At 52.0% G+C, this 12,463-nt stretch carries 11 protein-coding genes; 5 read left to right on the forward strand and 6 right to left on the reverse strand.

The genetic code is table 11. The features are described 5' to 3' along the window. The first annotated feature begins 4 nt into the window (after nucleotides 1-4). Nucleotides 5-2,230 (forward strand): PepSY domain-containing protein, encoded by a 2,226-nt coding sequence (locus tag MWU62_RS09945; protein ID WP_247114696.1) that lies wholly within the window; start codon nucleotides 5-7, stop codon nucleotides 2,228-2,230. A 62-nt stretch (nucleotides 2,231-2,292) separates the two neighbouring features. On the opposite strand, the gene MWU62_RS09950 is transcribed toward MWU62_RS09945, so the two are convergent. From MWU62_RS09950 to MWU62_RS09970, 5 genes are all read right to left on the reverse strand, one after another. Then, nucleotides 2,293-2,778 carry a hypothetical protein gene (locus MWU62_RS09950; RefSeq protein WP_200364468.1) on the reverse strand — a complete coding sequence of 162 codons (486 nt, stop codon included), beginning with the start codon at nucleotides 2,776-2,778 and terminating at the stop codon, nucleotides 2,293-2,295. A 123-nt stretch (nucleotides 2,779-2,901) separates the two neighbouring features. Then, complete coding sequence (locus tag MWU62_RS09955; RefSeq protein WP_247114697.1) at nucleotides 2,902-4,239, reverse strand: ATP-binding protein; 1,338 nt, start codon at nucleotides 4,237-4,239, stop codon at nucleotides 2,902-2,904. Then, entirely contained in the window at nucleotides 4,236-4,901 is a 666-nt protein-coding gene (locus tag MWU62_RS09960) for a response regulator transcription factor (protein ID WP_200364463.1), read from the reverse strand. Before MWU62_RS09960 ends, MWU62_RS09955 begins: the two co-directional genes overlap by 4 nt. Before the next feature lie 71 nt (nucleotides 4,902-4,972). Continuing rightward, the gene (locus tag MWU62_RS09965) at nucleotides 4,973-5,689 is read right to left on the reverse strand and encodes an RES family NAD+ phosphorylase (protein WP_247114698.1); all 717 of its coding nucleotides are present in this window, start codon (nucleotides 5,687-5,689) and stop codon (nucleotides 4,973-4,975) included. Next, nucleotides 5,689-6,093, reverse strand: coding sequence for an antitoxin Xre-like helix-turn-helix domain-containing protein (locus MWU62_RS09970; protein ID WP_247114699.1), 405 nt, complete (start codon nucleotides 6,091-6,093; stop codon nucleotides 5,689-5,691). Before MWU62_RS09970 ends, MWU62_RS09965 begins: the two co-directional genes overlap by 1 nt. A gap of 256 nt (nucleotides 6,094-6,349) precedes the next feature. Between MWU62_RS09970 and MWU62_RS09975 the strand changes: the two genes are divergently transcribed. Then, on the forward strand, nucleotides 6,350-7,552 hold the full coding sequence (locus MWU62_RS09975; protein WP_247114700.1) for a GPI inositol-deacylase: 1,203 nt from the start codon (nucleotides 6,350-6,352) through the stop codon (nucleotides 7,550-7,552). A 79-nt stretch (nucleotides 7,553-7,631) separates the two neighbouring features. Here the strand turns inward: MWU62_RS09975 and MWU62_RS09980 are convergent, their stop codons facing one another. Further along, nucleotides 7,632-8,690, reverse strand: a complete 1,059-nt coding sequence (locus MWU62_RS09980; RefSeq protein WP_348645639.1) for a nitronate monooxygenase — start codon at nucleotides 8,688-8,690, stop codon at nucleotides 7,632-7,634. Nucleotides 8,691-8,922: 232 nt separating this feature from the next. Here MWU62_RS09980 and MWU62_RS09985 point away from each other — a divergent pair, with 232 nt between their 5' ends. From MWU62_RS09985 to MWU62_RS09995, 3 genes are all read left to right on the forward strand, one after another. Continuing rightward, nucleotides 8,923-9,888, forward strand: coding sequence for an ABC transporter substrate-binding protein (locus tag MWU62_RS09985; protein WP_247114701.1), 966 nt, complete (start codon nucleotides 8,923-8,925; stop codon nucleotides 9,886-9,888). A 178-nt stretch (nucleotides 9,889-10,066) separates the two neighbouring features. Beyond that, a complete protein-coding gene (locus MWU62_RS09990; protein WP_247114702.1) occupies nucleotides 10,067-11,035 on the forward strand; it encodes a beta-ketoacyl-ACP synthase III in 969 nt (322 codons plus the stop codon). A gap of 188 nt (nucleotides 11,036-11,223) precedes the next feature. Then, nucleotides 11,224-12,453, forward strand: coding sequence for an ISL3 family transposase (locus MWU62_RS09995; RefSeq protein WP_247113278.1), 1,230 nt, complete (start codon nucleotides 11,224-11,226; stop codon nucleotides 12,451-12,453). The last annotated feature ends 10 nt before the right edge of the window (nucleotides 12,454-12,463 follow it).

Genomic DNA, 12,463 nt, shown 5'->3' on the forward strand with positions numbered 1-12,463 from the left:
ATTAATGTTGCGCAAGCTCCATGGTTTACCCGGGTTGGTCGCTGCATTATTGCTGGTAGTGCTGGCGACCTCCGGAGTTGTTTTGTCCGCAGTACCGGCACTTGAGCGGTCGCGTGCTGTTGTCCCGGCCGCTGGCGAACTCAGCGTGGCTGATCTGGCTGAGCGCGTGGTGGTGAATTATCCCGGTACCGAACAGATCGCACGTTCTCTCTCGGGCGAAGTTGTCGTTTATTACAGTCGTGATGGCAAGCCGGGTGCCGACCTGGTTAACCCTCTTACCGGAGAAGCTATTGCACCCTACCAGCCATCGGCATTCTTGCGCTGGGCAAAGAACCTGCATCGATCGTTTCTTCTTGATGATGCCGGGCGAATACTGGCCGGGGTGTTGGCGGCACTGATGGTATTGATCTGCCTGTCCGGAGCTTTTCTGTTGGCTCGACGCCTGGGGGGCTGGAATGCGATTGTCCGGCCCATTCCAGGCTCCGGTGGCCTCCGGATTCACGCCGAACTGGCACGATTTGCCGTGATTGGTTTGTTACTGTCAGCACTGACTGGCAGCTATATGTCGGCTGTCAGGTTTGGCCTGTTACCACAGGGTGCGATTACGGAGCCCTCTTTTCCTGCAGAAGTTTCAGGCGGTACACCAGCACCGGCAGGCTCTTTGAGCGCGCTGAAAAACGTGGATGTCAACGAACTACGGGAACTGGTATTCCCCTATCCGGATGACCCCACAGACGTCTACTCCCTGAGCACCACTCAGGGTTCCGGTTTCGTGGATCGGGCAACCGGAGAACTGCTGCAGTACCAGCCGCGTTCTACCGGCAGCCAGTTCCAGCACTGGATGGTTCGCCTGCATACGGGTGAAGGCTTATGGTGGTTAGGTCTGATTCTCGGGATAGCGGCGCTGACCGTGCCGGCACTGTCATTCACCGGCCTGCAGATCTGGTGGCAACGGCGATCATCTGCCATTAGTCTGGGTGAAAATGCGAACATCGAAGCCGCTGACACCGTCATTCTGGTGGGCTCGGAAGGCAACACCACTTGGGGCTTTGCCATGGACCTTCAGAACAAGCTCAATCTGGCAGGAAAGAAAGTACACTGCGCGCCCATGAATGATCTGGCTGAGCATTATCCGAAGGTCAGTGCGCTTTTCATTCTGACGTCAACCTATGGTGATGGTGATGCGCCCTCCTCTGCCAGTCAGTTTATGACTCGGCTTGAGCGCTTTCAGCCAGATGATGGATTGAAGTTTGTGGTTCTCGGCTTTGGCGACCAACAGTTCCCGAAGTTCTGCCAGTATGGGCTGAATGTGGATAAAGCGCTCAGCAACAAAGGCCTAAAGCAAATGCATCCCCTTACCCGTATTGACCGCGGCTCCGCCACACAGTTTCGGGAATGGGGCGAGGCAATCAGCGAGTATATGGGCATTCCGCTAGCACTGAGTCATAACCCCGCGCCTGAAGTGATGTCAGGGTTCGAGCTTGTTGAGCGTGTGGACTACGGGGTTGCGGTGAATGCGCCTACCAGCATCTTGCGCTTCAAGCCGGTACAAAGTGACAGAAGTCTCTGGCAGAGACTTCTGTTTCAAAACCGGGAGAACCTGCCGGACTTCGAGGCTGGCGATCTGTTTGGGGTTTCGCCCCCCGGAGATAAGGCTCCCCGGTTCTATTCGCTGGCGTCCTCGGCGTCGGATGGTCAACTGGAAATCTGTGTTCGTAAACAGGCCAATGGCCTGTGTTCCGGGTATCTGCACAGTCTCAAACCGGGAGACCGGATTAGCGGATTCATCCAGCAGAACCCCGGCTTTCGACCGGCGGGGGGCACCAGGCCCATTATTCTCATTGGCGCTGGCGCAGGAATCGGCCCACTAGCAGGCTTTATCCGGAAAAATACAGAGCGCAACCCCATGTACCTCTACTGGGGCGGGCGTAATCCGACATCGGATTTTCTCTATCAGCCAGAACTGGGCGGTTATCTGAATGACCACCGACTGACCGAACTGAACACCGCCTTTTCACGGTCGGCAGACAAAGCCTACGTTCAGGACGCCATCATGGCCGATCAAACTGCACTGCGACAAAGGATTGAGACAGGTGCACAGATATTGGTATGTGGAGGCCGGGATATGGCCGCCAGTGTACGACAGGTGTTTGATTCAATCCTCAAGCCATTAAACCTGAATGTAGATAAATTGAGAAATGAGGGCCGCTACCTGGAAGATGTTTACTGAAGAATAAGGCGAATCGCCTGGTACACCCGATCCCCTATTGACCGGGTGTACCAGGCTAATCATCAGTGTTTAATTGGTTCGAAATTCGGGTCATCAAAATAGGTAGTGTAACTTTCGATTGCGCCCATGACTTGCACCGCGCCATCCCGCGCGTTGGCTTTGCTTTCCATTACGGTTGCCCCTTCCATCAGTTCGGCAATGATAAGGTGAAGCTGGGCATCTGCCTCAGGCTCAAGGTTGCAGTTTTCAACCATGTAGTTGACTTCATTGTTGATTTTTTTCGCCAGCACAGAGTATTTTTCATTTTCCAGCTTGCCAGAATGAATGGCGTCCAAATCCTTATGCATGGCGCTTCCGATGTTATTCATGGCGCGGCTGAGTGGCGCATCAACAGCCCACTTGTTTCCGTCGTTCAGTTGTAACTCCATTTCACCGTGGCCATGCTCATGTTCGTTATTGGCTGCTGCTGCCACGGTGGTGAATGCTGTCAGGCTGAGCGTCATGCCGGTGATGATTGCAAACTTCGAAAAACGGGATTTGATGTTCATGAAATGCTCCTTTGAGTACACCGTTTGGTTGGTTTGAAAGAAGTATCCCTGAATCACCTTAATATTCGCTTAAGGATGTACTTTACCGAAAAAATATCTGCAACCCGAAAGGATCGACCCTCTCTATTCTGAAGCTGCTCTGAAACCCACGGATACCATCAAACCTTCCCCGGCATCACTGTTATCGTCAAACTTCAAAGAAGCTCCGTGCAGGTTAGCTATGCGTTCTACGATCGATAGCCATAGCCCGAGCCCACTGCCTTCTTCGCCGCTGCCAAGCCCGCGATAGAACCTCGATACCGCCAGATTCCGCACTTTTTCCGGAATTCCCGGGCCAGTATCAACAACACGAAGCATCACATGGTCAGCGGAGCGACTAACACGAACATCTACTTGCCCGCCCGCAGGCGTGTAACGGACGGCATTGTCCACGAGGTTACGTACAAGAATGGCAAGCAAGGTTGCATCACCCAGGACCACACCCTCATCGGCCGCCTCGAACCCCAGATCCACGCCCTTGCGTATCGCCACCTGAGCATGCGAAGCCACGCACTCGTTCACTACTGCAGAAAGCTTGAGCTGTTCTGGATTCGCCGGTGCTTGCTCTGAATCCACTCGCGAAAGCACCAGCAACTGTTCAATCAGATGAGCCGCACGGTCTGTACCACTGACAATCCTGTTTAGCGCATGCTCCAGCTGTTCCGGGTTGGGCGCAGCAAACGCTACCTGGGCCTGAGTTTTTATGGCCGCCAGCGGCGTACGCAGCTCATGAGCCGCATCGGCCGTAAAGCGTCGCTCATGCTCCAGTGAAACCTGCAAGCGTGCGAAAAGAGCGTTGAGCGCATCCTGCAACGGCATAACTTCCCGCGGCGTATCGGTGAGATCAAGGGGATCAAGTTTGTCTGGTTCACGCTGTTTTACTTCCCGGGTAAAACGGGACAAGGGTACAAGCCCGGCGCCAACCGACAGCCAAATCAGTATGCCGAGCGCAGGAACCGCAAAATACAGAGGATGCAACAAATGCCGCGCAATACTTTCTGCCAGTGCGTCGCGCAGTTCATAGCGCTCACCAACGCGCACGTTGATATCACCGGCTTTGTCCCACTGGCTATAAACCCGGTAGTTAATATTATTGATGGTGATGGTTTCGAAGCCATCACGCTGTGTACCCAGGCGTTCTTCAGGAGCTGTTCCTGAGTCGAGGAGCAGAGATCCGTCACGTTTCCAGACCTGCAGCACTGTGCCGGTATAGTCACGAATCTGTTGAGAGATCAGACCGGGGTTTCGTGAGCTGTCGAGATGCATCGAGATCTGTTCAGCTGCGTTAGCGAGCCGGGTATCAAGCGTAATGCCGATTTCACGGCGCGCATCGAGGTAAGTGAAGAACGCAGTCGCAATCCAGGCCAGCAAAACGGATACCGCAAGAATTGTAAACAGGCGCCAACGCAGCGACGATCTCATGGTGTGGTTTTCTCAATCATGTACCCGACACCGCGGATAGTACGGATCAGTTGCGGAGACAATTTTCGTCGCAGGTGATGAACAAAAACTTCTATTGCATTACTCTCGATCTCCTCTCCCCAGCCGTATAGCTGCTCCTCAATCTGTGCCTTTGACATAACTCTCCCGGCATTGAGTAGCAATGTGTGGAGAATGGCGAACTCACGTGCAGACAGATCAACCGACTTTCCAGACCAAAACACCGAATGACTGACAGGGTCGACCTGGAGTTCTCCCTGATTGATGACGGGGTCGGCATGCCCCTTGGAGCGGCGGAGTAAGGCCCGCAGGCGTGCCTGTAATTCAGAAAGATCAAACGGCTTTACAAGGTAATCGTCGGCACCGGCATCCAGGCCGGCCACTCGATCTTCCACGGCATCACGAGCGGTCAGAATCAGAATCGGCAGGTCTTTTCCACTTGCACGGGCTCGTTTCAAGACCTCCATTCCAGAAAGCCCCGGAAGACCCAAATCAAGTACAACGGCATCGTAGGTGCCTGTGGCCAGCGCAGTATCGGCCTGCTGCCCATCCAATACCCAGTCCACCACCAGGCCGGACTGTGCAATACCCGCAGCAATTCCGTCACCGAGTAAATTGTCATCCTCAACCAGTAGAATTTTCATAGGCAGTAACTGTAGATGGAATCACTTTGTGGGGTTTTGCGACCCATTTCGCAGCTCCACCATACCACCCCTCAGTCAAACTCACTCATCCGCCCAGTGAGGGAGTGCGCCTCCCCTATCTCCGCCCAATGGGTAATGCGCTGCTTGTCGCCATCCCAAAAGTATTTCAGGTGCGGCCCTTGCACAGGTATAGAAACCGCTTTTGGTTTAAACGCTGCGATACACTCACCGCCCGGGTGCCGAACGCTGTTATATAGCAGCCCGTTTGATCCTTTATTACGCCATCGGCCCGCAAATTTCTGGCTTAACCCGTAATCATCAGCGTCCGGATTATGCAGTTCTTCGAACTCGGGCCCACGGATATCGTGCATCCTCATCACTACGGAACCAATGTAGGCTCTCATGGTGAGCTCTATGGAATCTTCGTTGGCGGCAGATAGCTCGCGTTCTTTGTGAAACACGGTCTCGCGAATAGCAACTTCCAAAGAACTAGCAGCGTAATAAACTCCAAATTGCCGGTTGGCAAAACGGCTTCCAAAGCCCAGATGTGTAAACGATGCCATCACTGGCGAGCTGCCAGGCCCGCTGATCCGGTCGTAGGGTTGCACCAGATGGATATCCCCTGCTTCGTCCCGTAAACGGGGATTGGTCATACTTTCAATTTCGAAGGCCAACTCAAATTCATCTGGCTCGTAGATGCGTTCGAAAAGGTCTATGGGAGGATAGTGGCTGGGGATAATTCGATAGGTTTGCCATTCGGGAAGGTGCAGCGGAGGGATGGAAAACATCACCACCCCCGCTTGGCATCAAAATATTGGCGCGTCATCATCAGGTTCATCATGGAACCTTGAGTCATGAACTCCATTGCAGACTTACCGCAGAAGGGTATTTCCGATGTTTTCAGGCGAATTCGGCGATTTGCCCGCTCATGGGTCGGGTAAAGCACCTGCAACGCTTTATAAATCCCAAGGATATAACTGATGCGCTCCATGGTATCGCTAGAAAGCTTGGTTGGGTTCAGTTTTGAGTAGTTATACAGCGTTGTTCTCGAAGGCCCGCCGAGCAGCTTGCTTCGTTCCTCTGCACTACATTCCCACTCTTCCGTTATCCGGAAGAACCCTTTCAGAGCAACGCGTCCCTTTTCGGCCTCGCGGTCACTCTCTGTGTTTTTTCGCTCGACTACAGCTGACATGGCTCACCACCCGCAAAGCTTTTGTTCACATATGAACAATATAATCCGTTATGATCAATTATGATATAGAATGATCTAAAGCGGTCTAGAGTGGTCTGCGTAGTGATTTTCGGCATCGCAACTGGTTTTATAGGAATAATACCGAAATGACCGCTACTGCCTTAAAACAAGCCATGGGCACAGGCCATCATTCGTTGGATAGTGGTTGTATCGTTTGATTAGCAGGTTCTGAACAGAACCTCTGGAGCACAGCAAAATGGTATCGATCAAAACCCTGCATGGTTCAGCACAACTACTTTTGGACCTTACCAGTGGCGTTACCGACATTACGGAAACGATGCACCGCACGGTTGCGAGAGACGCCAACCCTCTGAACCGACTGCGTGATATTGCAGGCTTACCTCCGGAAGAACGGCAAGGCCGAACCTACAGAATTATTCAATCAACTACCTCTGTACTACAGCGAGGCTTGCGCAAGTCTCTCGACAGGTTTTCCGTGGGCAATGAGTCGTCGCACTTGCCACAAAATGTGAAGGTAGCTGCTGCGCTAAACGGGGTGTGCGGAGATCATTTGGAAGCCAGCAATAATCCTCTGGCGATTACCATGAATTTCAGGAACAGCAGCGGCAAAAGAGTGCTGCCCAATTCCGAAAGCCTACCCTCTATATTGCCGGATGCTAGTCCACGAATCGTGGTTCTTGTCCATGGCTTGTGCCTCTCGCATGAGTACTGGAAAGGCCACAACGAGGGTAATCTCGGTACAGAATTACAGCGTGCTCAGGGTTACACGCCACTATACCTGAACTACAACACGGGGAGGCACATTTCTAATAATGGCAGGGAGTTATCGGGGCAACTTCAAGCTTTAGTTGAGGCTTGGCCTGTGAAAGTTGAAGAACTTACGCTAATTGGCCATAGCATGGGCGGGTTAGTTATTCGAAGTGCTTGCTGGTACGGCAGTGAGCTTGAACTGCCTTGGCCTAAGCTATTAAAAAATGCGCTTTACCTTGGTTCACCTCACCACGGCGCAGCTCTGGCCAAAGCCGGAAACCTGTTGACTTATGTTATGAATAAGTTCCGCTATGCCAGTCCATTTGCTCTAGCCCAGCACACCAGCGCCGGCATCAAGGATCTTCGGCATGGCAATTTGTTGGACGATGATTGGCAAGGCATAGATCAAGATGATTTCCACCCGGACTATCGCAAGCCGGTTCCACTGCATGAAGGCACTCGGCATTATTTTATAGCCGCAACCGTTGGGAAGCATGTATCCACCATACCCAGCACGATGGTGGGTGACCTTCTGGTTCGATTAGACAGCGCCAAGGGGCACCATGCTGACGATCTGAGAAGACTGCACATACGCCCGGAAGATTGTCGAGTGTTCGAAAAGCTGAACCATCTGGAGCTGCTAGATAAAAAGGTGGTGCACGACCAAATACTGGAATGGCTGGCCTGATCTAATGAGTAGTGCTTGGTTTCCGGCACAAGGGAGCGCAAATCACCTTCCTCAACGTAACTGACCCGTCGATAGGGTGTTAAACGCTCTCCGCTAGAATTAAGGCTACCAGATCAGCTGCCGGTAATTCTCGCGCCAAAGGTGCGCCTTGCCCTGCCCAGTGGGCAGCGAACTCGTGGTTTCCATGCTTGGAGGCTGCCCCGTTTAGACGCTTAGCAGCATCATATGCAACGGGATAGTCTGCAGGCGGCGGGCTATCTTTGGCTTCACCAAATGAAATAAGCCGATTGACGATTCCTCGCGCAGGTCGCCCAGAGAGCACTTTCGTTAATCGTGTCTCTGCTGCTCTCTCGCTTTTCAGCGCTACCCGATACCCTTCATTCGCCGCAGACTCAGGGCATAGTACAAATGCAGTACCGAGTTGTACGGCAGCCGCACCTGATGCCAACGCGGATTTCATCGCGAAACCGTCCATTATTCCACCGGCTGCGATAATCGGCAGGGTTGTCTGCTGCAATAACAACCGCACAAGCGCCAGAGTGCTCAAGCCTTCATCCGTTGCGCCAGGATTAAAAGTTCCTCTGTGTCCACCCGCTTCAATACCCTGTGCCACAATCGCATCAATTCCTGTGGCCTCAATCTTCGCAGCTTCCCCCGGGCTCGTCGCTGTCGCCATGGTGTATATTCCCGCCCGTTTCAGTGCAGCAATGCAGTCAGCCGATGGCGTACCAAAGTGAAAACTGACAACTGCCGGTTTCAGTTCAAGCAGTAAGTCGAACGTTTCGTTATCACCAACAAACGATGTGTAGATTTCACTGAGTGTGTCTGGTGGCTCAATGCCCGCCTCGGCAAACAAAGGCGCCAGATACCGTACCCAGCTCTCCTCTATCACTGCATCACGTTGTGCAGGCTGATGGCAAAACACATTCACGTTGAAGGACCCGGAGGTCAGAGCCTGAGTCTGCTCGATCATTGAGCGAGCTTGAGCAGGTGTACTGGCACCGATTCCCAGAGAGCCCATGCCACCAGAATTGGTCACAGAGGCAGCGAGTTCAGGTGTGGATACGCCAGCCATTGGCGCTTGAATAATCGGGTAGGTAATACCTAATTGCTTCAATAACTTTTCACGAGTATTCACAAAGGTCTCCTTACCGGATGCAGACTGCGAATCGCAGACTGTCCGGAAAACGGGTCAATTACACCTTGCTGTCTTGAAAAACAAACATGTATGTCTGGATATCCGGACAGAGTGATTGTAGAAAAAACAATAAATCATAATAAACAATCAGTTAACGGTGTGGTGCGTTTTTTGCTATTAGGCGTAGGGGCCGAAAGCTCTTTCCATACTTAAACAAAAATAAGGACAGCATATGCGTCTGCTCATTCTAGCCTTACTACTCGTAAGCCCGTTGTGTTTTAGCAAGACGGTAGTCGTCATCGAAAGTTATCACAAAGAATATAAATGGGATGCTGATTATCTGGTTGCCATCGAATCGGTACTGGGTGCAGAGCATGATATTCACGTTCTCGCTCTCGACACCAAGCGCCTACCAAAATCGGAGTGGCCGCAGAAGGTAGAAAGCATCCAAAAATCTGTGGCTGAAATCAAACCAGAAGTTGCCATCCTCGGTGATGACAATGCCTTTTCACTGATGGCACAGCATCTGGTTGATCAGAACATTCCGGTTGTGTTTTTTGGTGTCAACGGCACTCCTGAGCAACACCCTACCCTGAACCACCCCTTGGTTACCGGGGTTCTGGAGCGCCCATTTTTCGAACAAAGCATCCGCCATTTACGCAAAGTTCTCCGACAGAGGGAGCACTTTTTAATCCTGATGGATGATTCGATTACCATGCGTAATGCTGTAAATGACTACTTTGGGGACAAGCGTCAAGCAGAGATCTACGGCTCTCAGGTTGATATCGTACAGACCAACGATAAAGACACCTGGTTAAGCACTGCTGAAAATGCATACGCTAAATACGATGCCATAATTGTAGGTACCCACCACACAATTCGAGACGCTCAGAATAATTATATTCAGCCAAAAGAGCTTATAAATCAGGCATACATCAGCTCACCAATCCCGATTTTTTCATTCTGGGACATCTCTATCGGAGCGCGGGAGGCATTGGGTGGCTTCACCATTTCAGCGTATCAGGAAGGGGTTACCGGTGCACGGTTAGCATCGTTGATTCTCAATGGAATAAAGCCGGATCGCATACCACAGGTCAAATCACTTAGCGGACATTACGTATACAGCGAAAGTGGTATGGAACACTGGAATATCAAACTCTCGCCATTAATAGCCAGCCAGGCAAATTTTATCGAGTAACGCCTCAGCGGTTTTTACCGGCGTCTTTGACAAACCGCTAATAACAGACAAAGGTTCAGAGGTATAGCATGTTCGAAAGCCAAGGAGCGTTTGAAGCGTGTTCCATGCCTCTGACCATTATTGAGGTCACTGGAAATACGCATGCTCCCTAATCGGATACACCGTGGGATTTTCGCGAATGACCTTTGCACGCATTGCCGGCACTGGCTCTTACTTGCCAGAGAACATTGTTACCAACAAAGACCTTGAAAAGATGGTTGATACCACGGACAAGTGGATCCGTGAGCGCACCGGTATTGAGCAGCGACATATTGCCGTTGAAGGCCAAACAACGGTAGACCTTGCCGAACAGGCCGCCCTCAATGCCATTGAAGCAGCTGGAATCAACGCCAGCGATATTGACCTGATCATTTTTGCTACTTCGACCCCGGATAAGATTTTTCCGAGCTCTGCCTGCATTTTGCAAGCTAGGTTGGGAATACGTGGCTGCCCCGCTTTCGACATACAGGCCGTATGCAGTGGCTTTGTCTACGCTCTCTCGGTTGCCGACAAGTTCATAAAAACCGGAAGCAGTAAAAAAGCTCTGGTTATCGGGGCAGAAGTTTTCTCCCGAATCATAGACTGGTCTGACCGCGGTACCTGCGTGCTTTTCGGAGATGGCGCGGGCGCGGTGATTCTTGAGGCCCATGAAGAGACTGGTATTCTATCCACGCACATTCATGCAGACGGCCGGTATGAAAAACTTCTCCATGTCCCCTGCGGTATTGCCGATGGCTACGATCAGGTAAAAGCCGGGCTGGCCTTCGTTGAAATGAAAGGTAACGAAGTCTTCAAGGTTGCCGTGAATACTCTCGGCAAGATTGTGGACGAGACCCTTGCTGCCAACCAGATGAAAAAGTCTGATATTGACTGGCTGGTGCCCCATCAGGCAAACCTCCGGATTATTTCTGCCACAGCAAAAAAGCTGAGCATGTCCATGGATCAGGTGGTTGTTACGGTTAACGAGCACGGCAATACCTCGGCCGCATCTATCCCTCTTGCTTTGGATGTAGCAGTAAGAGACGGGCGTATCCAACGGAATGAAGTTGTTCTGCTTGAAGCGTTTGGAGGTGGGTTTACCTGGGGTTCAGCGCTGCTGCGTTATTGATCAGAGTAGTTAAATAGCTTCCTGTACGGACTGATTGCTTTTATTCCAAGTGGGTATATTTCTCTATAGGAGTCGGCTACACTGTGTTTTTATGGGTCTTCACTTATCATGGTGGGTAACCCTTTATTTTCCTGCTGCTTTTGGTCACTGTTGTCGCATCCGATTAACTCAATGGATGGGGACCAACGTTGGATCAATACACCCTCTACGAACACATTCTAGGGCTGTCCTCTCCTTGGCTTGTATCAGGCGTCGAACTGGATAAGAGTCAGGGAGAAGTCGTCGTTCAGGTCAGTCTGGACAAAGGCGCTAAGCTTGTCTGCCCCCGCTGTGGCGATGCCTGCCCGGGCTACGACTCGCGGGAACGTCGTTGGCGTCATCTCGATACTTGTCAGTTCCGAACGCAAGTGGTTGCTCAGGTTCCTCGTGTGCAGTGTCCCGAGCATGGCTGTCTGACGATCAGTGTTCCTTGGGCTGAACAGAACAGCCGGTACACACTCCTATTTGAAGCCTTCGTTATCAGCTGGCTCAGGGCAGCCTCAATCTCTGCGGTCAGCAAGCAGTTGCGCCTGAGCTGGACTGCCATCGACAACATCATGGAACGGGCTGTGCGACGTGGTCTGGCTAATGCTCCTGACCGAGATACGTCACGGCTAGCCGTCGATGAGACGGCATTTCGTAAAGGGCACGACTATGTAACGATCGTTTCTAACGGTCGGGGTCAGGTTTTGGCCGTGGAGGACGGTCGGTCCTCTGGTAGTCTTGGGCGCTTTTACGCCACTCTGGATGCGTCTCGTAAGCGGTCGATTCTGTCTATCTCCATGGATATGAGTCCGGCCTATCAGAAGGCGACATTTGAGCATATCGAGAAAGCCCACCGGAAGATCGCCTTCGACCATTTCCACGTCGCGCAAATGCTGACCCGAACGCTTGATGCCACTCGCAAAGCTGACATGGCACGTGCGGATCATTCGATGCGGAAGGAGATCCATCGAAGCCGATACACCTGGCTACGCCATCGCAAGAGCCTTAAAGAACAGCAGATACAACAGATCAAATATTTGTCCGGCGCTCTCAAAGACACCGGTTTAGTGTGGTATCTCAAGGAGAAAGCGCGAGATATCTGGCGAGGCTACCGGGTCAAAGGCGCCCGAGCGGCGTGGAAAGAATGGATCCACATGGCTCGACTCACTGAAGTTCGAGCTCTGAGCTCCACAGCAAATCAGATCGAAACCAAGCTATTTGGGATCCTCAACGCTATGCGTTTCCGAGCTTCAAATGCCCTTGCGGAAGCGATCAATGGACAGGTTCGAGCGTTAAAGGTCCGATCCCGGGGGTTCCGGAACAAGGAGAGGTTCAAGCGGGCGATTCTATTTCACTATGGCGGACTGCCAATGGCACCTGACCCACACAGATAAGTGAAGAGCC

The organism is Marinobacter sp. S6332 (assembly GCF_023016045.1).
Lineage (GTDB): Bacteria > Pseudomonadota > Gammaproteobacteria > Pseudomonadales > Oleiphilaceae > Marinobacter.